The following is a 26,780-nucleotide window of genomic DNA, read 5'->3' on the forward strand; positions in this document are numbered from 1 at the left end:
CGTGAATCCATCCATGGAGGCTCGACGGCGCCATCCATGGCGCCGACGGTCCCGCGAGGGGCATGGCCGCGCTCCTCGACACGTGGCGGTGCGGTTCAAGGCAAAGGCAGGCCGGGACTGCCGGTGCAGGGTCGCAGGTTCAAATCCTGCCCCCGCTACCACGTTTCGTGTCGCGTGACCGGCGCGAACGGAATTCAATCGACTTCAGTCAGCTGGAAACTACGGAGCAGAGATGTCGCAGCAGTCGCAGCATTGGGTCGCAACCGCCGGGCAGCCGCTGCGCGGCACGCTGGAGATCCCGGGGGACAAGTCGGTCTCGCACCGCTCGGTGATGCTGGCCGCGCTGGCCGACGGGGTGTCGACCATCGACGGGTTCCTCGAGGGCGAGGACACCCGGGCGACCGCGGCGATCTTCTCGCGGCTGGGCGTGCGCATCGAGACGCCATCGCCGTCGCGGCGGATCGTGCACGGGGTGGGCGTCGATGGCCTCAAGCCCGCCGACGGATCACTGGATTGCGGCAACGCCGGCACCGGCATGCGCCTGCTGGCCGGCCTGCTGGCGGCGCAGCCGTTCGACAGCGTGTTGGTCGGCGACGAGTCGCTGTCCAGGCGGCCGATGCGGCGCGTGACCGGGCCGCTGGTGCAGATGGGCGCGAGGATCGACACGCAGGACGACGGCACGCCGCCGCTGCGCATCAACGGTGGCCAGGCGCTGACCGGGATCGACTACACCCTGCCGGTGGCCAGCGCGCAGGTGAAGTCGGCGCTGCTGCTGGCCGGCCTGTACGCGTCGGGCGAGACCTCGGTGACCGAGCCGCATCCGACCCGCGACTACACCGAGCGCATGCTCTCCGCCTTCGGGGTGGAGATCGAGTTCGCGCCCGGTTACGCGAAGCTGCGCGGTGGCCAGCGCCTGCGCGCGACCGACATCGCGGTGCCGGCGGACTTCTCCTCGGCGGCGTTCTTCCTGGTCGCGGCCAGCATCGTGCCCGGCTCCGAGCTGCGCCTGCGTGCGGTCGGGCTCAACCCGCGCCGCACCGGGCTGTTGCGGGCGCTGCGGCTGATGGGTGCGGACATCAGCGAGGAGAATCCGTCCACCCACGGCGGCGAGCCGGTGGCCGACCTGGTGGTGCGGTACGCGCCGCTGCGAGGCATCGAGGTGCCCGAGGTGCTGGTGCCGGACATGATCGACGAGTTCCCGGCGCTGTTCGTGGCCGCGGCCTGCGCTGAAGGCCCGACCGTGGTGCGCGGCGCGGCCGAGTTGCGGGTCAAGGAATCCGACCGGCTGGCGGCGATGGCGGTCGGCCTGCGCACGTTGGGCCTGCGGATCGACGAGACGCCCGACGGCGCCACGATCCATCCCGGGCCGCTGGGCGCCGGCACGATCGAAAGCCATGGCGACCATCGGATCGCCATGGCCTTCGCGGTGGCCGCGCAGCGCGCGGCCGGGGAGGTGAGGGTGGACGACGTGGCCAACGTGGCCACGTCGTTCCCGGGCTTCGACCGGCTGGCGCAGGACTGCGGTTTCGGCCTGCGCGGTTGAGGCCGCTGTCCGTCATCCTCCATCTGCGCACCCCTCTCCCGTCATCCCCGCGTAGGCGGGGATCCAGCGACTTGCACTTGGGGTCGCAGTCCCGGCGAGATCAGCCATTCGGCTGCTGTAAATGCTGTAAAGCGCTTCGCGGGGATGGCGGCGTGCCTTGAAGGCGACCCCGGTCCATTCAGACCGGGGTCTCAAGCATTGCCAGCAGCATTACCCGCGGCGGAAGTCCACCGGCAGCTGCACTGTCGCCGGCACGGCCTTGCCGCCGCGCATGGCGGGTTCGAAGCGCCACTGGCGCGCGGCCTCGATCGCGGCGCGGTCGAAGGCGCGGTCGCGGTTGCCGCTGCGCTCGACCACCTGCACGTCGGTGGGAATGCCGCGCTCGTCGATCGCGATCCTCAGCAGCACGCTGCTTTCATTGCCGGCGCGCAGCGCGGCACGTGGGTACTCGGGCATCGGATTGCCGGCCAGCGGCAGCGGCGCGCGGTCGGCGACCGCGGCCGGCCGCGGCTGCTCGGTGCGGGCGCTGCGCGTCGCCACCGGGGCGTCGGCAGGTGCCGGCACCGCCGCCGGCGGTTCAATTGTGACCACGGGTGCGGTCGGGGTAATGATCGTGGCCTCGCGCTGCGAGTACCACCAGAGGCCGGCGGCGACCAATGCCACTGCCAATGCGCCGAGCAGCAGCGGCGAGGTGCGTTCGCGCTCCCGCACGGCGTCGGCGTTGGCCGGATCGAGGTGCGGCGTGTCCTGCGGGCGTGTGGTGTACGTCGTCATGGTCGTTCTCCTCGGCGGGTGGAACCGTGGCCGAGTTTCCGCACGACGATGTCTGCGCCGGGTCGATTTCAGCTGAACGATTCCCGAGCCGCGGGCGCGGTTCAGCGAGTTGCACGGCGGGTGAGGGCCGGGCTCACTCCAGCTTGAAGTCGATCGGAACCGCGAGCGTGCCGGGCACCGGGGTGCCGGCCGCGTCGCGCGCCGGTTCGAAGTGCCAGCGCGACACCGCCTCCAGCGCGGCGCGGTCGAGGTCGCGCGAACCGCTGCGCTCGGCCACGTCGATCGATACCGGCTGCCCCTGCGCGTCGACCTGGACCTGCAGCACCACCGTGCCGCTGTCGCCGCGGCGCAGCGCCTCGAGCGGATAGCGCGGCGACGGCGACTGCTCGGCCAGCGGCGAGGGCGCCTGTACCGCTTCGCCGGCGATCGGCGCGCTTTCCTCGATGCTCGGTGGCAGCGGTACCGGTTCGGCCGGCAGGGGAGCCGGCGCGGCGGCCGCGGGCGGTTCCTCGACCACGCGTGGTGCCTCCGCGGACGGCGCCGGCAGCGGGGTGGCCGCGTCGCCGGCGGTCGCGGGCCGCGGCAGCGGTTCGAATACCTGCGCGGCGGCGGCCGGCTGTTCCGGCCCGGGGGCGGCGACGCCGTCGCCACGCCCGGCCAGCCAGACCAGGGCGAACAGCAGCCATCCCAGCAGGAAGGCGCCGCCGACCACGGCCCAGCGGCCGTGCGGCAGGTGATGGAGGAAGCCGGTCGGGGCGGAGCGACTGGAGGCGGCCATGGGCATGCGGCAGGAAGGTCGCCCGGATTCTGTCACAGGGCCGGTGAACCGCGGTGGGCGTACCCGCTCGCGATTGGCGATAATGCCCGGCCGAATCCGCCACCTTGCCTCCGCCATGCTCGATCCCGCGCTGCTCCGCAACCAGACCGCCGCCCTGGCAGAACGCCTCGCCGCGCGCGGCTACGCGCTCGACGTCGCCACGATCGAGGCGCTGGAGTCCGAGCGCAAGGCGATCCAGGTGCGCACCCAGGAACTGCAGAACCTGCGCAACACCCGCTCCAAGGCGATCGGCCAGGCCAAGGCCAAGGGCGAGGACGTGTCGGCGCTGATGGCCGAGGTCGCCGGCTTCGGCGACGAGCTCAAGGCTTCCGAGGTGCGGCTGGAGGAAATCCGCGGCCGGATCGAGGCGATCGCGCTGGGCATCCCCAACCTGCCGGCCGAGGACGTGCCGCCCGGCGACGACGAAAGCGGCAACCTCGAACGGCACCGCTGGGGCACGCCGCGCGAATTCGATTTTCCGGTCAAGGACCATGTCGAGCTCGGCGCGCGCCACGGCTGGCTCGATGCCGACACCGCCGCCAAGCTGTCCGGCGCCCGCTTCACCGTGCTGCGCGGCCAGCTGGCGCGGCTGCACCGGGCGCTGGCGCAGTTCATGCTCGACCTGCACACCGGCGAGCACGGCTACGAGGAAACCAACGTCCCGTTGATCGTCAACGCCGATGCCCTGTACGGCACCGGCCAGTTGCCGAAGTTCGAGGAGGACATGTTCGCCACCGAACTGGGCGAACACCGCCGCTACCTGATCTCGACCTCGGAAATCCCGCTGACCAACACGGTGCGCGGGGAGATCGTCGAGGCCGAGCGGCTGCCGCTGCGCATGAGCGCGCACTCGCTGTGCTTCCGCTCCGAGGCCGGCAGCGGCGGGCGCGACACCCGCGGCATGATCCGCCAGCACCAGTTCGAGAAGGTCGAGCTGGTGTCGATCGTGAAGCCCGAGGACAGCGACGCCGAGCACGAGCGCATGACCCGCGCCGCCGAGACCGTGCTCGAGCGGCTGGGCCTGCCGTACCGCAAGGTGCTGCTGTGCACCGGCGACATGGGCTTCGCCGCGCGCAAGACCTACGACCTGGAGGTGTGGTTGCCGTCGCAGGACACCTACCGCGAGATCTCGTCGTGCTCGAACTGCGGCGACTTCCAGGCCCGGCGCATGCAGGCGCGCTGGCGCAACCCGGCCACCGGCAAGCCGGAACTGGTGCACACGCTCAACGGTTCGGGCGTGGCGGTGGGCCGCGCGTTGATCGCGGTGATGGAGAACTACCAGGAAGCCGACGGCGCGATCACCGTGCCGGAGGCGCTGCGTCCGTACATGGGCGGCGCCGAGCGCATCGCCTGACACCTGCGTGCGGCTGGGCCGCGCCCTTCCTTGTAGGAGCCGGGTTCAGCCGGCGACACGGGCGTCTGAACCATGAGGGAGTCGCCTGTGCCGAAGTGGCGTGTCGCCGGCTAAACCCGGCTCCTACAACAGCAGAGTTCTTCAGGCCGCCTCGCGCAGCGATGCCGTCGCCTGCGGGATCGCCGCCTTGGCCGCGGCGATCGCCTCGGCGCGGTGCTGCGGCGACAGGCCCACGCCCTCGGCGCGGACGAACTCGACGTCGTCGATGCCGAGGAAGCCGAACACCTGGCGCAGGTAGGGCTCCTGGAAATCCGCCGGCGAACCGGTGTACAGGCCGCCGCGGCCGCTGGCGACGATCACCTTCTTGCCGCCGGCCAGGCCCTGCGGGCCGTGCTCGGTGTAGCGGAAGGTGCGCCCGGCCACCGCGATCCGGTCGATCCAGGCCTTGAGCGTGGAGGGGATGCTGAAGTTGTACATCGGCGCCCCGACCACCACGACGTCGGCGTCCAGGAACTGCTGCAGGGCGCGCTCGGCCTCCGCCGCCTCGGCCGGGTCGGCCTTGGCCAGGCTGCCGCCGGTCAGGTGGGGCAGGGGGTCGCGGCCCAGGTCGCGGTGCTCGACCTGCACGCCGTCGAGCCCGGCCGACCACTGTGCGACGATGGCCGCGGTGAGCTCGCGGGTGACGGAGTTGTCGCCCAGGGCGCTGGAGTCGATGTGCAGCAGTTTCATGGTGGTGTCCTTGGTCCGGAGAGGGCGGCGTCGCCGCGACCGGGACACTATCCGTCGTTGCATTGATGGGATAAAGGTGGTTATATGCCACCATCCGTTCCGTACATGGAAATATAGCCATGCAGGACCTCAACGACCTCTACTACTTCGCCATGGTGGTCGAGCATGGCGGTTTCGCCGCCGCCGAGCGCGCCCTGGGCATCCCCAAGTCGCGCCTGAGCCGGCGCATCAGCCAGCTGGAGACCGACCTGGGGGTGCGCCTGCTGCAGCGCTCCACCCGCCGCTTCGCGGTCACCGACGTGGGCATGAGCGTCTACCGCCACGCCCAGACCATGCTCACCGAGGCCCAGGCTGCGCGCGAGGTGGTGGACCGGCTCAGCGCCGAGCCGCGCGGCGTGGTCCGGGTCAGCGTGCCGGTGGCGCTGGCCCAGCAGCAGCTGCCGAAGCTGCTGCCGAAGTTCCTCGACCAGTACCCGAAGGTGCGCCTGCAACTGCATGTGGGCAACCGCCGCGTCGACCTGATCAACGAGGGCTTCGACCTGGCCCTGCGCGTGCGTGCGCGCCTGGACGACGATGGCAGCCTGGTGATGCGCAGCTTCGGCCAGATCCAGGAACTGCTGGTCGCCAGCCCGAAGTACCTGGACCGCGCCGGACGGCCGAAGGACCCGGCCGACCTGGCCTCGCACCTGACCCTGAGCATCCACGAGGACGAGGCGCACCAGCGCTGGGAACTGCACGGCCCGGGCGGCGAGGTGCGCCGGGTGGACCTGCAGCCGCGCGTGGCCGGTTTCGACTTCCCGCTGCTGCAGGCCATGGTCAAGGACGGCTTCGGCATCACCATGCTGCCGGAGACGGTCTGCGCCGAGGCCGTGCGCAAGGGCGAGCTGGAGGTGGTGCTGCCGGAATGGTCGCTGCCGCAGGGCATCTGCCACGCGGTATTCGCCTCCCGGCGCGGTATGCTGCCAGCGGTGCGGGTGTTCATCGACTTCCTGGCCGAGCACCTGCCGCAGCAGATCGAGTCCTCGCGGCTGGACTGCGGCAACTGCGGGCGCAAGCCGGGTGCAGCGATGCCGGCGACCGAGGCCGTCGAGGCCGGCTGATCGCCGCCGCGGCGCGTGCGACAATCGCGCGCCGCCGCGTCCGGACCGGCGGCGCCGGACAGCATCGCGGGCGACTGAAAAACGGAGAGATGGCCGAGCGGTTTAAGGCACCGGTCTTGAAAACCGGCGTAGTGGCGACACTACCGTGGGTTCGAATCCCACTCTCTCCGCCACCCTGTTGAATGCAGGCGCTCCCAGTGCCGACGATGCTGTCGAGGGCAAGCGAACCGAGTGGGATTTGAACCCAAGGGTTCGACAAGCCGGCGCAGCCGGCCTGCGCGGCGAAGCCGCCCGAAGGGCAAGGCACCGCAGGTGCCGCAGCAATCCCACTCTCTCCGCCACTTCGGTATATATCCGGGAACGCCAATTCCCGCCGATTTCCCCCCTTGGCCGGCAACAAGCGTCCGCAACAGGTCTCGGGCTATTTCACCACCGGCGGTGCCGTCGGGCGGCTGGAGCCCGGTGCCGAGGTCACCTGGGATTTTCGCGATTTCCCCGGCGCCTTCCCGGTGAAGATGGTCAAGGTCGAGACGGACAAAAGGATCGTGCTGCAATGAGGCGCGGCGCCCGACGGCGATCCGACCGCGCCTATGACATCACGGTGACGATGAGCTTCAAGGCGCTGGAGGACGGCCAAACTTTGGTCACCATCGAGGAAGAGGGTTTTTCGGGACAACCCCGCCGGCCAAAAGGCCTCCTACGGCAATTGCGAGGGCTGGACCGGCATGCTGTGCGCCATTAAGGTGTTTCTGGGGAGCGGCATCAATCTGCGCGAGGGCTTCTACCGATAGCCCGGCACAACCGATGCTGCCGCGACGCATTCCCGCTGGCATCCGTTCCGGAGACGTCCCATGTTGCGTATATCCGTTCTCGTTCTTGGAGCCCTGCTGGCCTTGCCCGCGATCGCCCAGTCGCCGGTGCCCGGCGACGCCGGGATACGCGCGCTGCTGGAGCAGCGTATCGATGTCGAGCGCCAGGGCGTCGGCATCGTCGTCGGCGTGATCGAGCCGCATGGCACGCGCGTCGTCGCCCACGGGACCTTCGCAACCGGCGATCCGCGCCCGGTCGGCGGCGACACGCTGTTCGAGATCGCCTCGATCACCAAGGTGTTCACCGGCGTGCTGCTGGCCGAGATGGTCGAGCGCGGCGAGGTTCGGCTCGACCAGCCAGTCGCCGAGCTGCTGCCCGACGGCGTCGTGGTGCCGGGGCGCGGCGGCAAGCAGATTACGCTGGAGCATCTCGCCACCCACCGCTCCGGGCTGCCGCGGCTGCCGGACAATCTCGATCCCGCCGACTGGGCTGACCCCTATGCCGACTACACCGCCGAGGATCTCTACGCCTTTCTCGCCGGCTACGAGCTGACCCGCGATATCGACGAGGCGTTCGAATATTCCAATCTCGGCACGGGACTGCTCGGCCACGCCCTGGCCAGAGCGGCGGGGGTGGACTATGAGACGCTGCTGCGCGAGCGCATCCTCGAACCCCTGGGCTTGACCGACACGGTCATCAAGCTGCCCGGGGATCTGGCGCGGCGCCACGCCACCGGCCACGACGGGGTGATGCAACCGGTGCCGTTCTGGACCTGGGACGTTCTGGAAGGAACAGGCGCGCTGCGCTCCACCGCTGACGACCTCTCGAAATTCCTTTCCGCGGTAATCGGTTACACAGAGACCGATCTGGCGCCGGCAATGGCGTCGGCCACCAAAGCGTACGCCGATGTCGAGGCCGGGAGACAGAACACAGCGACCGATCTGGCGCCGGCAATCGCGTTGGCCACCGAAGCGCACGCCGATATCGGGGCCGGGATGCAGATCGGGCTGGCCTGGCTCATCAAGCCGCTCGGCGACGACGAGCTGGTCTGGCACAGTGGCGGCAGCGGCGGATTCCGCAGCTTTGCCGGCTATCTGCGCAATGCCGGCGTGGGCGTGGTGGTGCTCTCGAACATGGGTACCGCAATCGGCGTCGACGATCTCGCTCTGCATCTTCTCGACCAGTCGCTGCCGCTGGCGCCGCTGGCACCGCCGAGGGAGCGGGTCGAGGTGGAGGTCGATCCGGCGATCTATGAAGGTTTGACGGGCGTTTACGAGCTCGCGCCGGGTGTCATGCTGACCATCACCCGTCAGGGCGACGGGCTTTACGCCCAGGCGACGGGGGAGGAGCGATTTCCGATCTTCCCCGAAAGCGAGACGGAATTCTTCTACCGGGTGATGTACGCCCAGATTACCTTCGAGACCGGCGACGATGGCCGCGCCAACGCCTTGATCCTGCACCAGCCTGGGCTCGAAATGCGGGCGCCGCGCGTCGAATAGCTCAGCCCCCGAGCAGCGCTTCGAGGCGCAATTCGGCGATGCGCTCGACCTGCCGGCACGCCTCCTCGAACTCGGCATCGTGACGATCCTGCACGAGCGGATGCACCAGATCGATCGCTTTCGCGAGGATTCCGGCGTGTGAGGGCGCGTAGGGATTAGAGGGCCATGGCGTAGACGTAGTTCTACGCCATCCCAGGGTCCCGACAGCATGGAGCACCCGGTCGCATCCAAGGCGCGGCCGAGGGGATGAGAATCCGAGGGTTCGACAGGTCGGCGGAGCCGCCCGCAGGGCGAGGCACCGCAGGTGCCGAGTGAATCCCTCCTTCCGCCAACCCCTACGACGCCCCCGGCGGCGCCGGCTTCGCATCCAGCGAGCGCAACCCCGCTTCCAGCACGCGCAGCGCCTTCGGCACGTTGCCGGGGTCGAGCTGGGAGGCGTCGTCCTGCGGGCTGTGGATCACCTGCATCACCTTCGGCGCCTGTTCCGGCCTCTGGCCGGCGAAGGCCTGCAGGATCGCGGGTATCTCGTCGCCGCCCACCAGCGAGAACGAGACCGCCGGCCAGCCGGCCCTGAGGAAGGCCAGGTGGTCGGTCGGCGGGTACTTGTCGCCGGGCTGGAATCCGAGCTGCAGGTCCTGGCTGGTCGCGCGCATCGCCGCTTCCATCGGCGTGCCCGCTTGCGGCGCCATCATCCACAGCGTGTCGCCCCAGCCGAACACGTCGAAGTTAACGTACAGCGCCGGCTGCTCCCGGCCAGGCGCGGCGACCCACGCACGCGAGCCGAGCAGGCCGTGCTCTTCCAGGTCCCAGAAGGCGAGCGCGACCCGGTGCGCCTGCAGCGGCGCGGCCTGCAGCGCCTGGGCCAGTTCCAGCACCGTCGCCACGCCGGAGGCGTTGTCGGTGGCGCCATGGCCGACGTCGACGCGGTCGTAGTGCGCGCCGATCAGCAGCAGCGGCGCGCCGGCCGGGCCACCGAGATCGGCGACGAGGTTGCGGCCCTGTTTGCCGTCCAGTTCGAAGGCTTCCTCGCGCCAGTCCACGCCCATCGCGTCCAGACGCGCGCCGATGGCGGCGGCGCGGGCGGCGGTGTCGACGCCCGCGCTGATCTGCGCGACCTGCGCCTGCCAGCGGGCGGCGACGGGATCCCGGGACGCGTCGGCGAAAGCCGGCGATGCCGCGAGCACGCACAGGACGAAGGCGAACACGGCGGCCGGGCGGCATGCCCGGCGGAAGGCAGGATGGCTCATTAGGTTTCCCCGGTAACGGAGTCACAGTATGCACGGCGTTCGCTTGTCCGGCGGCCGGCGCGGGGATAGTCTGCGCGCGGGGCATACCGAGGGAGCGGCATGACCATCCGTGTTTTCCTGGTGGACGACCATGCGCTGGTCAGGACCGGGCTGCGCATGATCCTGTCGGCGGAGACCGACATCGAGATCCTGGGCGAGGCCGAAAGCGGCGAGGACGCGCTGCCGCTGATCCGCAAGCACAAGCCCGACGTGGTGATCTGCGACCTGCACCTGCCCGGCATCAGCGGGCTGGAGGTCACCGAGCGCATCGTCCGCAGCCAGCTCGGCAGCCGCGTGGTGATCGTGTCCGTGCTCGAGGACGGGCCGTTGCCGAAGCGGCTGCTCGACGTCGGTGCGTCGGCCTACGTGGGCAAGGGTGGCGATGCGCGCGAACTGCTCAACGCGGTGCGCGACGCCGCGCGCGGCAAGCGCTATCTCGGCAGCAGCATCGCGCAGAACATGGCCCTGGCCAGCGTCGACGGCGGCGATTCGCCGTTCGACCTGCTGTCGCCGCGCGAGCTGGAAGTGGCGATGCTGCTGGTCCAGGGCATGCGCCAGGACACGATCGCCCGGCGCCTGAACCTCAGCGCCAAGACCATCAACACGCACAAGTCGCGGCTGTTCGAGAAGATCGGGGTGCAGGACAGCATCGCCCTGGCGCGCCTGGCGGCGCGCTACGGGCTCATGGATCCGGGCAGCACGATCTGAAGCGCGGACCGCGCACGGCGCGCGGCCATCGATGGTCCCGTGGCCACGCGTTCGCTACGGCCGGCCTCCCGTCATGGACGGAAGGCCGGTGCCGTGCAGGTCAGGCCTGGCGGCTCTGGTCGGAGCCTTCGACCGCTGCCGTGTCGGCGTGGCCTTCGACGGCTTCATCGTCCGTCGGCTCGGCCTCAGCCACCTGGGCGGCGGCATCCTGCGGTGCGGGCGCGGGCGTTTCCTGCGCGGCAGGCGCCTGGTCGAACAGGCCGGCCGTGGTCGGATAGGGCGTCGGGGCCGCGTCCGGCGCGGCATCGCTGGCAGTCGCCATCGGATCGTCGCTGGCAGCGGCTGCCGTTTCCACGGTCGCAGTCTCCGGGACTACGTCTGGTACCGGCGCTTCCGTGGCGGCCACGTCGGTGGCAGGCGTTTCAGTAGCGGTCACTTCAGCAGCGCTCACTTCCGGAGCCGCGTCCACCGACGGCGCTTCCGCGGCCGCGATGGCAGCCGCAGCGGCCGGCTCGACCGGGTCGGCCGCCGGTACCGGTTCGCCGGCGACGGCCTGAGCGGCGGCCAGGGCAGGTTCGGCTGCCGCCAGCTGCTCGACGGGCGCCGGGGAGACCAGCGGCGCCGGCGCCGGCGCGGCCATCTCGTCGACGGCCGCGTGCGCGGGCGCCGGATCGGCCGCTGGCAGTTCCTGCGCTTCCGCGACAGGTGCAGCCTTCACCGGCTGTGGCGCGGGAGCAGGGAGGTCGTCGAAATCGAACTCGGGCTGGCCGGCGTGCGCCGGTGTCGCAGCGTCCGCGGACACCTCCGGCTCCTCGCCGCCGATCTCGTCGTCGTCGGCGTCGTCCAGGTCGGTCCCCGTCTCGCTGCCGGCTTCGGCCAGCGCGCCTGCGGCCTCGCCGCCACGACGGCGGCGGCGTCCACCGCGACGGCCGCGGCGGCGGCGGCTGCCACCTTCCGCGGTGCCGTCCTCGGTCGCGGGCACGGTGTCGCCGCCCACGTTGGCAGTGGTCGCGGTGACCTCGGCTGCGGTCGCGGTCGGATCGCCGACCACCACGGCAGCCGGCAGCGCCACGGCGGCGGTCGCGACGTTCTCGGCCACCACCTCGGCCGGCGCCGCAGGCGCGCGCGGCGCTTCCTCGCTGCGCGGAGCCGGTGCCTGCTGTTGCGCGGGCTTGGTGGTTTCGGCGGTTTCGGGCTTCTGCGGCTTCGGCTGCTTCTGCTGCTGGCGGTTGCCGGGCTGGCCCTGCGCCTGCGCGGCCTTCTGCTGCGCCTGGCGCTCCTGCTTCTGCTGCGGCGGGGCGTTGCCGCCACCCTTGCCCTGCTGGCTGCCGCGCTGCTTCTGCTGCTGGCCGCCGCGGTTGCCCTGCTGGGCGCTGCCGCCTTCATTGCGGCCGTCGCGGCGACCGCGGTCGTTGCGGTTGCCGCGACCTTCGCTCTGCGGCTGCCGTTCCGGTGCCGGCGCGGCGGGCGTGTTGTCGCCGCCGAACAGGCGCTTGAAGAAGCCGACCACGCCACCGGAAGCCGGGGCCGCTACCGGCGCGCGCGGCGCCAGCGCGGCGGCCACCGGGGCCGGCGCCTCCTCGCGTTCCTCGCGCACCGGGGCCGGGCGCGGCGGGGCCACGCGGGTGACCGCCGGCGGCGGCGGGATGTTGAGCTGGGCCTTGGTCAGCGCGTGCACCGGCAGCTTGCGCGGGGTGCCGCGCTGGTAGCTCGGCTTGCCGCTTTCCTCGCCCAGCTCGTTCTCGCGCAGGCGGGTGACCTCGTAGTGCGGGGTATGCAGCTGCTCGTCGGCGACGATGATGATCGGCGCGTCGTGGCGCTGCTCGATCTCGCGCAGCGCACCGCGCTTCTCGTTGAGCAGGAAGTTGGCGATCTCCACCGGGGCCTGGACCAGCACCTGCCCGGTGTTCTCCTTCATCGCGTGCTCCTCGGCGACGCGGATGATCGACAGCGACAGCGACTCGACGCTGCGCATGCGGCCGTGGCCCTCGCAGCGCGGGCATACGATCTGGCTGGACTCGCCGAGGCTGGCGCGCAGGCGCTGGCGGCTCATCTCCATCAGGCCGAAGCGGCTGATCCGGCCCAGCTGCACGCGGGCGCGGTCGTACTTGAGCGCGCCCTGCAGGCGGTCCTCGACCGCGCGCTGGTGCTTGGACGAGGACATGTCGATGAAGTCGATCACCACCAGGCCGCCCAGGTCGCGCAGGCGCAGCTGGCGGGCCACTTCCTCGGCCGCCTCCAGGTTGGTGTGGAACGCGGTCTCCTCGATGTCGCCGCCCTTGGTGGCGCGCGCCGAGTTGACGTCGATCGCGGTCAGCGCCTCGGTCTGGTCGATCACCAGCGCGCCGCCGGAAGGCAGGCGGATGGTGCGCTCGTAGGCGTTCTCGATCTGCGACTCGATCTGGAAGCGGTTGAAGAGCGGGATGTCGTCCTTGTAATGCTTGAGCTTGCGCAGGGTCTGCGGCATCACCTGTTCCATGAACTGGCGTGCGTCCTGGTGCATCTCTTCGGTGTCGACCAGGATCTCGCCGATGTCGGCGCGCAGGTAGTCGCGCAGGGCGCGGATGATCAGCCGCGACTCCTGGTAGATCAGGAACGGGGCCGGCTTGCTCAGCGCGGCCTCGGCGATCGCGCGCCAGGCGGCCAGCAGGTAGTCCAGGTCCCACTGCAGTTCCTCGGCGTCGCGGCCGACGCCGGCGGTGCGGATGATCACGCCCATGTCGTCGGGGATGGTCAGCGCGTCCATCGCGCGCTTGAGCTCGGCGCGGTCTTCGCCCTCGATCCGGCGCGAGACGCCGCCGGCCGACGGCGAGTTGGGCATCAGCACCATGTAGCGGCCGGCCAGCGAGATGAACGTGGTCAGCGCCGCGCCCTTGTTGCCGCGCTCGTCCTTGTCGACCTGGACCACCACTTCCTGGCCCTCGCGCAGCAGCTCGCGGATGCCGGCCTTGTTCGGGTCGACGCCGCTCTGGAAGTAGTCGCGGGAGATTTCCTTGAGCGGCAGGAAGCCGTGGCGCTCGGCGCCGTACTCGACGAAGGCCGCCTCGAGGGAGGGTTCGAGCCGGGTGATGCGGCCCTTGTAGATGTTGGACTTCTTCTGTTCCTTCGACGGCTGTTCGATGTCGATGTCGTACAGGGTCTGGCCGTCGACGATGGCCACGCGCAGTTCTTCGGCCTGCGTGGCATTGATCAACATTCGCTTCATGGTGCGTTCCTCGCGCGCTCTACCGCGCGGAACGCCGGGGCGTTCGCTCTCTGGAATCCCGCCGGCCGCCCGTTCTTGCGTGATCGGGAGGGGAGGCGGGTTTCGCCGCCCGTCGCGCGGGGCGCGGTCCGGACGGATCCTGGTTTCCAGCGCTGCAACACCACGGCGGACCGCGGGAGCGCTTTGCTATGGGTTTCTTATTGGGTACGGCGGGCCGCCGGCGCGGACGCCATGCGGGACATGTTCAGCAACCGGTGCTCTGACCCACCGGGCCATGGCCGGGTCTGCCTGCAAGCCGCTAACATGGCCGCTCCGGGAGCGGTGGCCGCGCACTGTGCCGGGATCGCGGGAAGCCCGGGCTTTCGGCCCTGCAACTTCTTCCAGCGGAATCAAACCCTTACATCGCCGGCCGAGTCTAACAGAATTCACCTCCCATGACCCCATCCCCCACGGACGGCCCCGCCCGGGCCGGCGCCCGCACCGTGAAGGTGCCCGAAGACCGCGACGGCCAGCGCCTGGACAACTTCCTGCTGGGCCAGCTCAAGGGGGCCCCGCGCAGCCTGGTCTACAAGCTGGTGCGCAGCGGCCAAGTCCGCGTCAATGGTGGCCGGGCCAAGGCCGAGCGCAAGCTGGCTGCGGGCGACGAGATCAGGATTCCGCCGGTCCGGCTGGGCGAGGAGGCCGAGCGCGGCACCCCGGCGCCGGGCCTGCTGCAGCGGATCGAGGCGGCGATCGTGTTCGAGGACGCGCGCCTGCTGGCGCTGGACAAGCCCTCGGGAGTGGCCAGCCACGGCGGCAGCGGGATCAGCTTCGGCGCGATCGAGACCCTGCGCGCGCTGCGGCCGGGGCATACGCTGGAGCTGGCGCATCGCCTGGACCGGGACACGTCTGGGGTGCTGGTGGTGGCCAAGAAGCGTTCGGCGCTGGCCGAGCTGCAGGCGCTGATGCGCGAGGGCGGGGCGGGCGGCGGCATCCGCAAGCGCTACCTGACCCTGCTCACCGGGCGGATGCCGGACGGCACGATGAGCGTGGACGCGCCGCTGCACGTGGGCCTGCGCCAGGGTGGCGAGCGCCACGTGCAGGTCGATCCGGACGGCAAGCCGTCGCTGAGCCACTTCAAGGTGCTGGAGCGGCGCGGCGGGCAGTCCTACTGCGAGGTGCGGATCGACACCGGCCGCACCCACCAGATCCGCGTGCATGCGCAGCACATCGGCCATCCGGTGGCCGGCGACGACAAGTACGGCGCTCCGGAGGCCAACCGGCGGCTGCGCGACAAGGCCGGGCTGCGGCGGCTGTTCCTGCATGCGGCGTCGCTGGAGTTCGCGCTGGACGACGGGCGCACGGCGTACACGATCAGTGCGCCGCTGGCACCGGAGTTGCGAGAGGTGCTGGATCGGCTGGAGTGACGGTATTTTCGCCGTCATCCCCGCGAAGGCGGGGAGCCAGTGACTTGAACGGTCAAGATTGCGATTGCATGGCTTGAGGCAAGAGCTTCAGGGCCGCCAGCTTCGGCTGGGTCCGCCGTGCCCAGGGGGGTCTGGCGCATCGCTCCGCTGCGGCGTCCTGCCTCCGAGTCGCGACCGCAGCACATCCCTGTGCTGCTTGCGCCAGACCCCCTGGGCACGGCGGCCTCGGGTGGCTTGTAGGTCGTGGCTTCGATAGGAAGAGCAACAGCAAAGGCAAAAGCACCCCTCCCAGACGGCACTGCCTTCTGTAGGAGCGGGCATGACCGCGACACGGGCGTCGGAATCACGAGGGTGTCGCCTGGGCCGACGGCGTCGGGTCGCGGTCATGCCCGCTCCTACAAAAAGCTTTGCCCTGCTCATCGCCTGTGAACGGAGCCACGACCCCAAAGCTCCCCGAAGACGTGGCGGGCCGGGAGTATTGCGGCAGCGGCCATGGATGGCCGCGTCGGCGAGTCGGCACACGGATGTGCCGCCGAGACGACCGCAATACCCCCGGCCTGCCGCGGCTCAGACCGAAGCCGACCACATCCGGCGCTTTTGACTATGCGGTTGCTTTCCTTCCCGCCGCCCGCCACCCGCCGCCTGCTGCCCGCCGAACCCCGACTCCGACTGTGGCGCGTCGATCGCTATCGGTGCCGTGCTACGGGTGCCAGCGGTGGGGCATCGCCGTATTCACCACTTGAACAGCACCAGGCTCAGCGCCAGCACACCCATGCCGCTGACCAGGCCGTAGACCGTCTCGTGGCCCTTGGCGTAGCGCTTGGCCGCCGGCAGCAGCTCGTCGATCGCCAGGAACACCATGACGCCGGCGATCACGCCGAACACCATGCCGAATACCGCGTCGGTCAGGTGGTTGGACAGCAGCATGAAGCCGATGATCGCGCCCACCGGCTCGGCCAGCCCGGACAGCAGGCTGGCGATGAAGGCATAGCCTTTGTTGCCGGTGGCGTAGTACACCGGCACCGCGATGGCGATGCCTTCGGGAATGTTGTGGATCGCGATCGCGAACGCCAGCGGCAGGCCCACCGCCGGGTTGCCCAGCGTGGCGAAGAACGTGGCCAGGCCCTCGGGGAAGTTGTGCGCGGTGATCGCCACCGCCGTCATCAGCCCGACCCGGCGGATGTAGTCGCGGTTGTGCTGGCGCAGCGCCGGGTCGTCCGGGGTCAGGGCGTCGTGCGGATTGGGCACCAGCATGTCGATGACCATGATCAGCAGCACGCCGGCCAGGAACGCGAACGTGGCGTAGGTGAAGCCCAGCCGCGCGTCGAAGGCCAGGGTGAACGAATAGATCGACTTGTTGAGGATCTCCGACAGCGACACGAACACCATCGCGCCGCCGGCGAAGGCCAGGCCGAAGGCGAGCAAACGCGGGTTGGGCCCGCGCGCGAAGATCACCAGCAGGCTGCCGAGCGCGGTGGCCAGGCCCGCGGCCAGGGTCACCGCCAGGGCGACCAGCACCGCGGAGGTCGAAGGCTCGTGCATGCGTGCTTCCTCGTCCCTGAGGTGGCGGGTTCAGAGCGCGGGCTGGCGGCCGGCGTCCAGCGCGAAGCAGGCGTCCGGGCGTACCGCCGGCGGGGTGAAGTTCACCGGCACCTGGATGATCTGCGCCACCGGTTCGCCCGCGCGGGTGGCCGGTCGGAATTTCCAGCCCTGCACGGATTCCTGCGCCAGCCGGTCGAGCTCGTCGTTGCCGCTGCTGCCGACCACATCGATCCGGGTCGGGGTGCCGGCCGGGCCGACCTCGACCTTGAGCAGGGCCTGGCCGCCGACGCCGGCGCAGGCCAGCTCGATCGGGAACTGCGGCGGCGGGGTGTCGATCGCCGCGACCTGGGTCGGCGCCGGCACCGGTTCGGCCGGCGGTGCGCTGCCGCCGCAACCGGCCAGCAGGACGGTCAGCGCCACCGCGCCCGGCAGGGACGGGGAGGGACGGGTCATGGCTCAGTCCTCCAGCAGGGCCGCGGCGCGCGCCGCGCAGATGAAGTCGTTCTCGCTCAGCCCGCCGACGTCATGGGTCGAGAAGCGCACCACGCAGCGGTCGTAGTGCACGCCCAGGTCCGGATGGTGGTCCTCGCGGTGGGCGATCCAGGCCAGCGCGTTCACGAACGCCATCGTCCGGTGGTAGTCCTTGAACTTGAAGGTTCGTACCAATGCGCGGCCTTCCTCGGCCAGTTCCCAGCCCGGTACCTGCGGCAGCAGCTCGGCGATGCGGGCCTGCCCCAGCCGGTGTTCGTGGCCCTTGCGGGGCAGGCAGTGCGCCTGTGCCAGCGGGATGAGGTCGGACATGGGGGAGCCTCCGTGGTGCCTGCCTGAACGCTGCGGCGGGCGGCTGCGGGCCGGCGCCGGGACATGGCTAGAATACCCGCATGATCAATATCTCCGACAGCGCGCAGGCGCACTTCCGCAAGCTGGTCGAACGCGAGGCCATCCCCGGCCTGGGCGTGCGCCTGAGTGCGGTGGACCCGGGCACGCCGCGCGCCGACGCGCGGCTGGAGTTCGCCGAGCCGGCCGAACTGGCCGGCGACGAGTGGGCGGTCGACTGCGACGGCTTCACCCTGTACGTGGCCGCCGACAGCGTGGCCTGGCTGGACGGCGCGGAGATCGACTACGTCTACCAGGGCACCGGCGCGCAGCTGACCATCCGCGCGCCGAAAATCAAGGGCGAGGCGCCGGCCGACTCGGCCTCGCTGGTCGAGCGCGTGCGCTGGGTGCTGGAGAACGAGATCAATCCGCAGCTGGCCCAGCACGGCGGCCGCGCCAGCGTGCAGGAAGTGTCGGCCGAGGGCGTGGTCCTGCTGCGCTTCGGCGGTGGCTGCCACGGCTGCGGCATGGCCGACGTGACCCTCAAGCAGGGCATCGAGAAGACCCTGATCGCGCGGGTGCCGGGAGTGACCGCGGTGCGCGACGCCACCGACCACGACAGTGGCCAGGCGCCGTACATGCCGCGCGGAAACGCGGCCTGACGCGGCGCTGCGCTGGTGACGCGGGCGTATGAAATCGTCCAGGCGCTGATCGAGCGCACGCCACTGCGTCCCCCGCTGGAACGAACCACCCGCATGCCCTATGGCTGGGCGCTGTGGCTGCGCGCGCTGAAGCCGTTGCCGGCGCGCCCGCATGCCGAGCCCGGCGAGGTGGTCGACCTGCTGGCGCAGCGGCCGCTGCGGCCGCTGCCGCCGGGGGAGGAACTGGCGACCTGGCCGGCGTTCGCCTCGCTGTTCCGCCAGGGCTGGCTGCCGTCGCCGCGCGACGAGCGCCCGCTGCGCTGGACCTCGCGCCTGGCCACGCTGTTGCTGCATCTGCTGTTCGTCGTGTTCCTGGCCTGGCTGGCCTATCTGCAGTCCCTGCTGCCGCCGCCGCCACCGGAAGCAGGCGGCGGCGAGCGGATCGAGGTCGGTTTCGTCGGCGCCGGCGATCCGGGCACGCCGCGCGCCGACGCCGCCGACGCGCCCGCCGGAGCGCCGGGCGAGACCGCCGATTCGGCCGACCCGGCGCCGGCACCGGCGCAGGCGGCCGCAAGCACCGAGGCCGCGCCGTCGGCGCCGTCGCTGCCGCAGGTCGGCACCCCGCTGCCCACGCCGGTCCTGCAGGCGCCGCCGCTGCCGGAGGTCGCCGTGCGCGAGGTTCCGGAGCCGGTGCCGTCCGAGCCCACGGTCGCGCAGCCGGTCCAGGTGACCGAGGTCGAGCGGCCGACCATCGACTACGTGCTGCCGCCGACCACGCCCAGCCAGGTCACCGTGCGTCCGGTCGATGCGCCGCAGCTGCGCGAGCGCGAGGTGACCGTGGTGCAGGCGCCGACGATCGAGGCGCCGCAGGTGCGGCCGGTCGACGTGCCGTTGCGGCAGCCGCGCGAGGCGGAGTTGCGCATGCGCGAGGTCGACGAGCCGGTGCCGCAGGTGGAGGTCCGGCCGGTCGCCGTGCAGGGACCGCGGATCGAGGCCAGGCCGCCGGGCGCGCCCGAGGCGAGCGTGCGCCAGCGCGAGGTGGCGATGCCGTCGCCGGCGGCGGCGGAGTCCGCATCGACCGCGGCCGGTGCGGCGAGCGCCGCGGCCGCCGCATCGTCCGCCGCACCGGCCGCGGGCATTGCGCCCGCCGGTACCGGCCAGGATCCGGCGCCGCGTCCTGCCAGCGGACAGGCGCCGGGCAGTGCCTCGCCGGCGACCGCCGCCACCGGGCCTGGCGCCGGCAGTGGCTGGGAAAGCCCACGCACCGGCGACGACTGGGGCCAGGCGCGCAGCGGTGAGGTCCGGCCGGGTGGCACCTCGGGCCTGTTCGACGGCGAGGGTCGGGTGCGCCTTCCCGGGGACGGCTCGGGGCCGGGACAGGGACCGGCGAGCGGTGCCGGCGCGGGTGCCGGCATGGCCGACCGCGGCGCGCCGGGCGGCGACAACGACACCTGGACCCGGGACCGCATCGACCAGTCCGGCACCTGGCTCAAGCGTCCACCCTACGACTACGAACCGACCAGCTTCGACCGCTACTGGGTGCCGAACGAGTCGCTGCTGGCCGATTGGGTGCGCAAGGGCATCAAGTCGGTGGCCATCCCCATCCCGGGCACCGGCAAGAAGATCGACTGCGTGGTCTCGATGCTGCAGCTGGGCTTCGGCTGCGGCATCTCCGACCCGGACCTCAACGAGCAGCCGACCACCGCGCGGCCGCCGCCGGACATCCCGTTCAAGCCCGAACTGCAGGAAGACAACGGCAGCGTGCCGTTGTAGGAGCCGTGCTTGCCCGCGACGCGACGCCGTCGGCACAGGCGGCGCCTTCATATTGCCGACGCCCGTGTCGCCAGCAAGCTGCGCTCCTACAAAGGGACAGCTGCCACCCAGCTGTTGTAGGAGCCGGGTTCAGCCGGCGACCCGACGCCGTCGGCCCAAGCGACGCCTTCATGATCCCGACGCCCGTGTCGCCCACTGAAGTGGCCTCCTACAGAAGCCAGGCGGCTCCGCCGTTGTAGGAGCCGGGTTCAGCCGGCGACCCGACGCCGTCGGCCCAGGCGACGCCCTCATGATCCCGACGCCGGTGTCGCCAGCAAGCTGTGCTCCTGCAAAGGCATCCCGGCCCCCTGGCCGGCGCGCAACTGCTAGAATCGGCGGCCGTTTTCAAGCCCGCCGCCCCTGCCATGATCGAGCTCAATCCCGTCCGCCAGCGCATCGCCGACCTGACCGGTCGGGTGATTTCGCTCCGGGGGTATCTTTGACTACGACGCCAAGAAGGAGCGTCTGGAAGAGGTCAACCGCGAGCTCGAGCTGCCCAACGTCTGGGATGATCCGGAGCGGGCACAGGGCCTGGGCCGCGAGCGCGCGATCCTGGAGAAGACCGTCGGCGGCATCGCCTCGGTGCTCGAGGGCCTGAGCGAGTCCTCCGAGCTGCTGGAACTGGCCGAGAGCGAACAGGACGAGGACACCGCCAACGCGGTGGTGGCCGACGTCGACCGCTACGAGAAGGACGTCGAGAAGCTCGAGTTCCAGCGCATGTTCTCGGGGAAGATGGATGCCTCCAACGCCTTCGTCGACATCCAGGCCGGCGCCGGCGGCACCGAGGCGCAGGATTGGGCCGAGATGCTGCTGCGCATGTACCTGCGCTGGTGCGAGTCGCGCGGCTGGAAGACCGAACTGATGGAGGCCAGCGGCGGCGACGTCGCCGGCATCAAGTCGGCCACGCTGCGCGTCGAGGGCGATTTCGCCTACGGCTGGCTCAAGACCGAGACCGGCGTGCACCGGCTGGTGCGCAAGTCGCCGTTCGATTCGGACAACCGCCGCCACACCAGTTTCACCTCGGTGTTCGTGTCGCCGGAAGTCGACGACAACATCGACATCGAGATCAACCCGGCCGACCTGAGGACCGACGTCTACCGCTCCTCGGGCGCGGGCGGCCAGCACGTCAACAAGACCGAGTCGGCGGTGCGCATCACCCACGTGCCGACCGGCATTGTCGTGGCCTGCCAGACCGGGCGCAGCCAGCACCAGAACCGCGACAACGCGATGAAGATGCTGGCCGCCAAGCTGTACGAGCTGGAGATCCAGAAGCGCAACGCCGAACGCGACGCGGTCGAGGCGACCAAGTCCGACATCGGCTGGGGCAGCCAGATCCGCAACTACGTGCTGGACCAGAGCCGGATCAAGGACCTGCGCACCGGCATCGAGCGCAGCGACACCCAGAAGGTGCTGGACGGCGACCTGGACGAGTTCGTCGAGGCCAGCCTCAAGGCGGGCCTGGAGGCCGGCGCCAAGCGTTCCGACGCGGCCTGATCGTCGCTCCCGCGCAGGCGGGAGCCCAGCGACTTGACTGGTTCCACCCATTGAAGACACCGGACTCCCGCCTGCGCGGGAGCGACGGCAAGACGGGCAAGAGATGAACGAAGCGACCGAACCCCAGCACGCCGACGAGAACCACCTGATCGCCGAGCGCCGCGCCAAGCTCGCCGCGCTGCGCGCGCAGGGCGTGGCCTTCCCCAACGACTTCAAGCGCGCCGACTACGCCGGTGACCTGCAGGCCGAGTTCGCCGACGCGGAGGCCTGGACCGCCGAAGCGCTGGAGGCCCTGCCCAGGCGCGTGGCCATCGCCGGCCGGCTGATGGCCAAGCGGGTGATGGGCAAGGCCAGCTTCGCCCAGGTGATGGACGAGTCCGGGAAGATCCAGCTGTTCCTGCAGTCCAACGCGCTGGGCGAGGCCTACGAGGCGTTCAAGTCCTTCGACGTGGGCGACATCGTCGCGGTCGAGGGCGGGCTGACCCGCACCCGCACCGGCGAGCTGTCGGTCAAGGCCGCCTCGCTGCGCCTGCTGGTCAAGTCGCTGCGCCCGCTGCCGGACAAGTGGCACGGCCTGAGCGACGTGGAGCAGCGCTACCGCCAGCGCTACGTCGACCTGATCGTGACGCCGGAGGCGCGCGAGGTGTTCGTCAAGCGCAGCAGGATCATCCGCGCGATGCGCTCGTGGCTGGACGAGCGCCGCTTCCTGGAAGTCGAGACGCCGATGATGCACTACATCCCCGGCGGCGCCACGGCCAAGCCGTTCGTCACCCACCACAACGCGCTGGACCTGCAGCTGTACCTGCGCGTGGCCCCGGAGCTGTACCTCAAGCGGCTGGTGGTCGGTGGCCTGGAACGGGTCTACGAGATCAACCGCAACTTCCGCAACGAGGGCGTGTCGACCCGGCACAACCCCGAGTTCACGATGCTGGAGCTGTACGAGGCCTACGCCACATACCACGAGGTCATGGACCTGACCGAGAACGTGGTCCGCGACACCGCCCGGGCGGTGCTCGGCACCACTGCGGTCGAGTGGGAAGGGCAGGCGATCGACCTGGGACCGGCGTTCCGCCGCTGGCGCATGGACGAGGCGGTGCGCCACTACAACCCGGAAATCTCCGCGGCCGACTGCACCGATCGCGAGGCGCTGCTGCGCCACTGCGAACGGTTGAAGATCAAGGTCAAGCCGTCCTGGGGCTGGGGCAAGCTGTTGCTGGAAATCTTCGAGGCCACGGTCGAGCACACCCTGGTCCAGCCGACCTTCATCACCGACCACCCGGTCGAGGTCTCGCCGCTGGCCCGCTCCAGCGACACCGAGCCGGGCTACACCGACCGCTTCGAGCTGTTCATCAACGGCAAGGAGATCGCCAACGGCTTCTCCGAGCTGAACGACCCGGAGGACCAGGCGGCCCGCTTCCAGGCCCAGGTCGAGGCCAAGGAGGGCGGCGACGACGAAGCCATGCACTACGACGCCGACTACATCCGCGCCCTGGAATACGGCCTGGCGCCGACCGGTGGCCTGGGCATCGGCATCGACCGGCTGGTGATGCTGCTGACCGGCAGCACCTCGATCCGGGACGTGCTGCTGTTCCCGTATATGCGGCCCGAGCAGGGCGGCTGAACCGGGTGGGGGGCCGGGTGCACGGGTGTCCCGGACCCCGTGCAAGGGACCGTTTCCTGCGCTGTGTCACTGTTTTCGGGGTAGCTGGCGGCGTCCCTGGCACGGTCCCTGCGTCCTTTCCTGGCAGAGGCGGGGCGACTGGCGTCCCGCGATCCCGGGCGGATGGGGGCGACATGGGTGCGGGCAGGGCCGGCAGCGCGCTATTCTGCGTTCCTACGGCGGAGCGCAACGGGGCGGAACGGGACTTGGACATCGTCATCGTCGACGATCAAGCATCTGCGCGCACGATGCTGCGGCACATCATCGAGGACATCACCTCGGAGCTGGCCGTGCACGACTTCGGCGACGCGCGCCAGGCCCTGGCGTGGTGCGACAACAATCCGACCGACCTGCTGCTGCTCGACTACCGCATGCCCGGCATGGACGGGCTGGAATTCGCCCGCCGCTTCCGCCGCCTGCCCAAGCACCGCGACATCCCGATCATCCTGATCACCGTGGTCGGCGACGAGCCGGTGCGCCAGGCCGCGCTGGAATCGGGCGTGATCGACTTCCTGGTGAAACCGGTCCGCCCGCGCGAGCTGCGCGCGCGCTGCCACAACCTGCTGCAGCTGCGCCAGCAGTCCGAGACGGTCAAGCAGCGCGCCCTGTCGCTGGAGCAGCGGCTGCTGTCGAGCATGCACGAGGTCGAGGAGCGCGAGCGCGAGACCCTGTCGCGGCTGGCGCGCGCGATCGAGTTCCGCGACGCCGGCACCAGCGCCTACCTGGAGCGCATGTCGCGCGTGGCCGGGCTGGTCGCCGAGGGCATGGGCCTGCCCGAGGATGACGTGCGCACGATCGAGATGGCCGCCCCGCTGCACGACATGGGCAAGATCGCCATCCCCGATTCGGTGCTGATGAAGGCCGGCAAGCTGGACGAGGTGGAGATGGCGGTGATGCGCCGCCACCCGCGGATCGGCCACGAACTGCTCAGCGGCAGCCAGAACCGCTTCATCCAGGTCGGGGCGATGATCGCCCTGCGCCACCACGAGCGCTATGACGGCAGCGGCTATCCCGACGGCCTGGCCGGCGAGGCGATCCCGCTGGAGGCGCGGATCGTGGCGGTGGCCGACGTGTTCGACGCGCTGATCTCGCCGCGTCCGTACAAGGACGCGTGGACGGTCGACGCGGCGCTGGCCTACCTGTACGCCCAGCGTGGCCGCCTGTTCGACCCGGACTGCGTCGACGCGCTGGTCCGCGGGCGCGAGCGCCTGCAGCAGATCTGCGACCAGTACTCCACCGCTTCGGCGCGGCCGGGAGGGCTGGTCCATGGCTGACGCCTTCGCCTGGTTCCGCCAGCGCTTTTCCCATCGCCCCGACAGCGAGCACGGGCAGGCGCTGGTCCGGATCATCCTGATCCTGCTGATCCTGTGCTACGTGCTGCTGCCCTCGTCGCGCGCCGGCCTGGATCCGGGGCAATACCGCGACGTGCTGGTGATCGTGCTGTCCGGCCTGAGCCTGAGCCTGGGCATCTTCGCCTGGCTGCTGGCGCGGCCGGGACGCTCGGACGTGCGCCGGATCGTCGGCATGCTGGCCGACTACGGGCTGATGGCCGCGGGCATGATCCGCATGGGCGAGCCGCTGGCCTGGGTCTACGTGGTGCTGATGTGGGTGACCGTCGGCAACGGCCTGCGCTACGGCAACCGCTACCTGCACCTGGCCGTGGCGATGGCGCTGGCCAGCTTCGGCAGCGTGCTGCTGTTCAACGATTACTGGCGGCAGCCGCAGGTCCAGGGCCTGGGCATCGGCCTGCTGGTCGGCCTGGCGGCGGTGCCGCTGTACCTGTCGAGCCTGCTCAGGCAGCTGACCCGCGCCACCGAGGAAGCGCGGCGCGCGAGCGAGGCCAAGAGCCGTTTCCTGGCCAACATGAGCCACGAGTTCCGCACCCCGCTCAACGGCCTGGCCGGCATGTCCGAACTGCTGGCCACCACCCGCCTGGACGACGAGCAGCGCGAGTGCGTGCGCACCATCCAGGCCTCGACCCGCTCGCTGATGGCGCTGGTCGAGGACGTGCTGGACATCTCGGCGATCGAGGCCGGCAAGCTCAAGCTCAACCTCGAGGACTTCTCGCCGCGCGAGCTGGTGTCCAGCATCGGCCTGATCCTGCAGCCGCAGGCGCGGGCCAAGAACCTCGACTACCTGGTGGTGATCGGCGAGGACGTGCCCGAGACGCTCAACGGCGACGCCGGCCACGTGCGCCAGGTGCTGCTGAACCTGGTCGGCAACGCGGTCAAGTTCACCGACCAGGGCCGGGTCCGGGTCGACGTCGAGGTGGCCGCCGCCACCGCGGACGACACCCGCGCCCGCCTGCGCTTCACGGTCACCGATACCGGCATCGGCATCCCGGCGAAGATGCGCGGGCGCCTGTTCGAGGCCTTCGAGCAGGCCGACGCCGGCCTGGCCCGCCGCTACGGCGGCACCGGCCTGGGTACGACCATCGCCAAGGGCCTGGCCGAGGCGATGGGTGGGCGGATCGGTTTCGAGAGCATGGAAGGCCGCGGCAGCCGGTTCTGGGTCGAGCTCCCGTTCGCCGGCCCCAGCCAGCGGCCGCTGCGCCCGGTCACCGCGTCGGTGACCGAGGTGGAGGGCGAGACCGCGCTGCGCGACGCCGGCGGCAACGTCATCGCCTTCGCCGACCCGTTCCTGCGCCACCGCGCCCGCGTGCGCAGCATGACCCTGCTGGTGGCCGACGACTACGAGGCCAACCGCATGGTCCTGCAGCGCCTGCTGCAGAAGGCCGGCCACCGCGTCACCTCGGTCGATGGCGGCGAGGAGGTGCTCGACGCGATGGCCGCCAGCGAGTACGACGCGGTGATCGTCGACCTGCACATGCCCGGGGTCAGCGGCCTGGACCTGCTCAAGCAGCTGCGGGTGATGCAGGCCGGCGGCGGCCAGCGGACCCCGGTGGTCGTGCTCAGCGCCGACGTGACCCCCGAATCGATCCAGCGCTGCGAGCAGGCCGGCGCCTATGCGTTCCTGGCCAAGCCGGTAGCGGCCGCAAAGCTGCTGGAGACGCTGTCGGACATCGCCGCGCACCGCGGCCGCCGCAGTGCCGCGCTGCCGCCGCGCCAGGGTGGCGCCGACGCGTCCAACGGCGTGCTCGACAGCTCGGTGCTGGACGAACTGGCGGCGATGGGCATGGGCGAGGAGTTCGAGCGCGAGTTCATCGCCCACTGCCTGGCCGACGCCGACGGCTGCATCGGCGCCATGCAGCACGCCGCCGAGGCGGCCGACTGGGCACGCCTGCGCGACCATGCCCACGCGATCAAGGGCGTGGCCGCGAACATGGGCCTGGTCCGGGTGGCCGAGCAGGGCAGCGAGCTGATGCGGCTGGCCGACTGGCAGATCCGCAACGAATGGCGGCAGCGGATCGCGATGCTCAACGCCGCCCTGACCCAGGGCCGCGACGCGCTGATGGCGCGCCAGCAGGCCCGCGGCGTGCGCGACGGCGGCGGCGAACCCGGCTAGCTGCAAACTGCGCCTGCGGCGGCCTGGCCGGCCACCATGCTGTGGGCAAGAGCCTCGCTTCGGCTGGGGGCCGCCGTCCCCTCGGGGTATGGCTTACCCCTCGGTCGGACATCCTGTCC

General features: G+C 70.8%; 21 protein-coding genes and 1 tRNA gene. 14 read left to right on the forward strand and 8 right to left on the reverse strand.

Going from position 1 to position 26,780, the window contains the following annotated elements; all coding sequences use genetic code 11:
• Window positions 1-232: 232 nt before the first annotated feature.
• The gene (gene aroA / locus WQ53_RS14750; RefSeq protein ID WP_052633459.1) at window positions 233-1,543 is read left to right on the forward strand and encodes a 3-phosphoshikimate 1-carboxyvinyltransferase; all 1,311 of its coding nucleotides are present in this window, start codon (window positions 233-235) and stop codon (window positions 1,541-1,543) included.
• Between the two features lie 210 nt (window positions 1,544-1,753).
• On the opposite strand, the gene WQ53_RS14755 is transcribed toward aroA, so the two are convergent.
• Entirely contained in the window at window positions 1,754-2,317 is a 564-nt protein-coding gene (locus WQ53_RS14755) for an energy transducer TonB (RefSeq protein WP_052633460.1), read from the reverse strand.
• Between the two features lie 133 nt (window positions 2,318-2,450).
• Window positions 2,451-3,095, reverse strand: a complete 645-nt coding sequence (locus tag WQ53_RS14760) for an energy transducer TonB (protein WP_052633461.1) — start codon at window positions 3,093-3,095, stop codon at window positions 2,451-2,453.
• Between the two features lie 115 nt (window positions 3,096-3,210).
• On the opposite strand from WQ53_RS14760, the gene serS reads away from it, so the two are divergent.
• On the forward strand, window positions 3,211-4,488 hold the full coding sequence (gene serS, locus WQ53_RS14765; protein ID WP_052633462.1) for a serine--tRNA ligase: 1,278 nt from the start codon (window positions 3,211-3,213) through the stop codon (window positions 4,486-4,488).
• A gap of 141 nt (window positions 4,489-4,629) precedes the next feature.
• Here the strand turns inward: serS and WQ53_RS14770 are convergent, their stop codons facing one another.
• On the reverse strand, window positions 4,630-5,217 hold the full coding sequence (locus WQ53_RS14770; RefSeq protein WP_052633463.1) for an FMN-dependent NADH-azoreductase: 588 nt from the start codon (window positions 5,215-5,217) through the stop codon (window positions 4,630-4,632).
• 119 nt (window positions 5,218-5,336) lie between these two features.
• Here WQ53_RS14770 and WQ53_RS14775 point away from each other — a divergent pair, with 119 nt between their 5' ends.
• The 4 genes from WQ53_RS14775 to WQ53_RS14785 all read left to right on the forward strand — a co-directional run bounded on the left by WQ53_RS14775 (window position 5,337) and on the right by WQ53_RS14785 (window position 8,626).
• The gene (locus WQ53_RS14775; RefSeq protein ID WP_052633464.1) at window positions 5,337-6,317 is read left to right on the forward strand and encodes a LysR family transcriptional regulator; all 981 of its coding nucleotides are present in this window, start codon (window positions 5,337-5,339) and stop codon (window positions 6,315-6,317) included.
• Between the two features lie 83 nt (window positions 6,318-6,400).
• Window positions 6,401-6,490: transfer RNA gene (locus WQ53_RS14780), tRNA-Ser, on the forward strand.
• 213 nt (window positions 6,491-6,703) lie between these two features.
• Complete coding sequence (locus WQ53_RS17085; protein ID WP_158497849.1) at window positions 6,704-6,874, forward strand: hypothetical protein; 171 nt, start codon at window positions 6,704-6,706, stop codon at window positions 6,872-6,874.
• A 294-nt stretch (window positions 6,875-7,168) separates the two neighbouring features.
• On the forward strand, window positions 7,169-8,626 hold the full coding sequence (locus WQ53_RS14785) for a serine hydrolase (RefSeq protein ID WP_052633465.1): 1,458 nt from the start codon (window positions 7,169-7,171) through the stop codon (window positions 8,624-8,626).
• Window positions 8,627-8,961: 335 nt separating this feature from the next.
• Here the strand turns inward: WQ53_RS14785 and WQ53_RS14790 are convergent, their stop codons facing one another.
• Window positions 8,962-9,873, reverse strand: a complete 912-nt coding sequence (locus tag WQ53_RS14790) for a M28 family metallopeptidase (protein WP_082113064.1) — start codon at window positions 9,871-9,873, stop codon at window positions 8,962-8,964.
• A 99-nt stretch (window positions 9,874-9,972) separates the two neighbouring features.
• On the opposite strand from WQ53_RS14790, the gene WQ53_RS14795 reads away from it, so the two are divergent.
• Window positions 9,973-10,620, forward strand: a complete 648-nt coding sequence (locus tag WQ53_RS14795) for a response regulator (RefSeq protein WP_052633467.1) — start codon at window positions 9,973-9,975, stop codon at window positions 10,618-10,620.
• Between the two features lie 100 nt (window positions 10,621-10,720).
• On the opposite strand, the gene WQ53_RS14800 is transcribed toward WQ53_RS14795, so the two are convergent.
• On the reverse strand, window positions 10,721-13,825 hold the full coding sequence (locus WQ53_RS14800; RefSeq protein ID WP_052633468.1) for an Rne/Rng family ribonuclease: 3,105 nt from the start codon (window positions 13,823-13,825) through the stop codon (window positions 10,721-10,723).
• A 434-nt stretch (window positions 13,826-14,259) separates the two neighbouring features.
• On the opposite strand from WQ53_RS14800, the gene WQ53_RS14805 reads away from it, so the two are divergent.
• Entirely contained in the window at window positions 14,260-15,231 is a 972-nt protein-coding gene (locus WQ53_RS14805; RefSeq protein ID WP_052633469.1) for an RluA family pseudouridine synthase, read from the forward strand.
• Window positions 15,232-15,963: 732 nt separating this feature from the next.
• Here WQ53_RS14805 and zupT read toward each other — a convergent pair.
• From zupT to WQ53_RS14820, 3 genes are read right to left on the reverse strand one after another with little or no spacing between them, the layout of a single operon-like run.
• On the reverse strand, window positions 15,964-16,773 hold the full coding sequence (gene zupT, locus WQ53_RS14810; protein WP_052633470.1) for a zinc transporter ZupT: 810 nt from the start codon (window positions 16,771-16,773) through the stop codon (window positions 15,964-15,966).
• Window positions 16,774-16,803: 30 nt separating this feature from the next.
• A complete protein-coding gene (locus WQ53_RS14815) occupies window positions 16,804-17,226 on the reverse strand; it encodes an energy transducer TonB (protein WP_052633471.1) in 423 nt (140 codons plus the stop codon).
• 3 nt (window positions 17,227-17,229) lie between these two features.
• A complete protein-coding gene (locus WQ53_RS14820; RefSeq protein WP_052633472.1) occupies window positions 17,230-17,574 on the reverse strand; it encodes a 4a-hydroxytetrahydrobiopterin dehydratase in 345 nt (114 codons plus the stop codon).
• 80 nt (window positions 17,575-17,654) lie between these two features.
• On the opposite strand from WQ53_RS14820, the gene WQ53_RS14825 reads away from it, so the two are divergent.
• The 6 genes from WQ53_RS14825 (at window position 17,655) to WQ53_RS14850 (ending at window position 26,661) form a co-directional block, all read left to right on the forward strand.
• Complete coding sequence (locus tag WQ53_RS14825) at window positions 17,655-18,251, forward strand: NfuA family Fe-S biogenesis protein (RefSeq protein WP_052633473.1); 597 nt, start codon at window positions 17,655-17,657, stop codon at window positions 18,249-18,251.
• Window positions 18,252-18,266: 15 nt separating this feature from the next.
• On the forward strand, window positions 18,267-20,003 hold the full coding sequence (locus WQ53_RS14830) for a hypothetical protein (RefSeq protein WP_052633474.1): 1,737 nt from the start codon (window positions 18,267-18,269) through the stop codon (window positions 20,001-20,003).
• 404 nt (window positions 20,004-20,407) lie between these two features.
• Window positions 20,408-21,536, forward strand: a protein-coding gene (gene prfB / locus WQ53_RS14835; RefSeq protein WP_144409341.1) for a peptide chain release factor 2 whose coding sequence is annotated in 2 segments (ribosomal slippage) — window positions 20,408-20,482 and window positions 20,484-21,536 — 1,128 coding nt in all. Because the reading frame shifts where the segments join, the coding sequence is not laid out codon by codon here.
• 103 nt (window positions 21,537-21,639) lie between these two features.
• Window positions 21,640-23,157, forward strand: a complete 1,518-nt coding sequence (gene lysS / locus WQ53_RS14840; protein ID WP_052633476.1) for a lysine--tRNA ligase — start codon at window positions 21,640-21,642, stop codon at window positions 23,155-23,157.
• A 173-nt stretch (window positions 23,158-23,330) separates the two neighbouring features.
• Entirely contained in the window at window positions 23,331-24,470 is a 1,140-nt protein-coding gene (locus tag WQ53_RS14845; protein WP_052633477.1) for an HD-GYP domain-containing protein, read from the forward strand.
• Complete coding sequence (locus WQ53_RS14850; RefSeq protein WP_052633478.1) at window positions 24,463-26,661, forward strand: ATP-binding protein; 2,199 nt, start codon at window positions 24,463-24,465, stop codon at window positions 26,659-26,661. The genes WQ53_RS14845 and WQ53_RS14850 overlap by 8 nt, the downstream gene beginning before the upstream one ends.
• The last annotated feature ends 119 nt before the right edge of the window (window positions 26,662-26,780 follow it).

This window comes from Pseudoxanthomonas suwonensis (genome assembly GCF_000972865.1).
GTDB lineage: Bacteria > Pseudomonadota > Gammaproteobacteria > Xanthomonadales > Xanthomonadaceae > Pseudoxanthomonas > Pseudoxanthomonas suwonensis_B.

Bases quoted from the DNA above. Each gene is read 5' to 3' on its own strand.
- aroA (WP_052633459.1), top strand. From the start codon at position 233: ATGTCGCAGCAGTCGCAGCATTGGGTCGCAACCGCCGGGCAGCCGCTG.
- WQ53_RS14755 (WP_052633460.1), bottom strand. From the start codon at position 2,317: ATGACGACGTACACCACACGCCCGCAGGACACGCCGCACCTCGATCCG.
- WQ53_RS14760 (WP_052633461.1), bottom strand. From the start codon at position 3,095: ATGGCCGCCTCCAGTCGCTCCGCCCCGACCGGCTTCCTCCATCACCTG.
- serS (WP_052633462.1), top strand. From the start codon at position 3,211: ATGCTCGATCCCGCGCTGCTCCGCAACCAGACCGCCGCCCTGGCAGAA.
- WQ53_RS14770 (WP_052633463.1), bottom strand. From the start codon at position 5,217: ATGAAACTGCTGCACATCGACTCCAGCGCCCTGGGCGACAACTCCGTC.
- WQ53_RS14775 (WP_052633464.1), top strand. From the start codon at position 5,337: ATGCAGGACCTCAACGACCTCTACTACTTCGCCATGGTGGTCGAGCAT.
- WQ53_RS14785 (WP_052633465.1), top strand. From the start codon at position 7,169: ATGTTGCGTATATCCGTTCTCGTTCTTGGAGCCCTGCTGGCCTTGCCC.
- WQ53_RS14790 (WP_082113064.1), bottom strand. From the start codon at position 9,873: ATGAGCCATCCTGCCTTCCGCCGGGCATGCCGCCCGGCCGCCGTGTTC.
- WQ53_RS14795 (WP_052633467.1), top strand. From the start codon at position 9,973: ATGACCATCCGTGTTTTCCTGGTGGACGACCATGCGCTGGTCAGGACC.
- WQ53_RS14800 (WP_052633468.1), bottom strand. From the start codon at position 13,825: ATGAAGCGAATGTTGATCAATGCCACGCAGGCCGAAGAACTGCGCGTG.
- WQ53_RS14805 (WP_052633469.1), top strand. From the start codon at position 14,260: ATGACCCCATCCCCCACGGACGGCCCCGCCCGGGCCGGCGCCCGCACC.
- zupT (WP_052633470.1), bottom strand. From the start codon at position 16,773: ATGCACGAGCCTTCGACCTCCGCGGTGCTGGTCGCCCTGGCGGTGACC.
- WQ53_RS14815 (WP_052633471.1), bottom strand. From the start codon at position 17,226: ATGACCCGTCCCTCCCCGTCCCTGCCGGGCGCGGTGGCGCTGACCGTC.
- WQ53_RS14820 (WP_052633472.1), bottom strand. From the start codon at position 17,574: ATGTCCGACCTCATCCCGCTGGCACAGGCGCACTGCCTGCCCCGCAAG.
- WQ53_RS14825 (WP_052633473.1), top strand. From the start codon at position 17,655: ATGATCAATATCTCCGACAGCGCGCAGGCGCACTTCCGCAAGCTGGTC.
- lysS (WP_052633476.1), top strand. From the start codon at position 21,640: ATGAACGAAGCGACCGAACCCCAGCACGCCGACGAGAACCACCTGATC.
- WQ53_RS14845 (WP_052633477.1), top strand. From the start codon at position 23,331: ATGGGTGCGGGCAGGGCCGGCAGCGCGCTATTCTGCGTTCCTACGGCG.
- WQ53_RS14850 (WP_052633478.1), top strand. From the start codon at position 24,463: ATGGCTGACGCCTTCGCCTGGTTCCGCCAGCGCTTTTCCCATCGCCCC.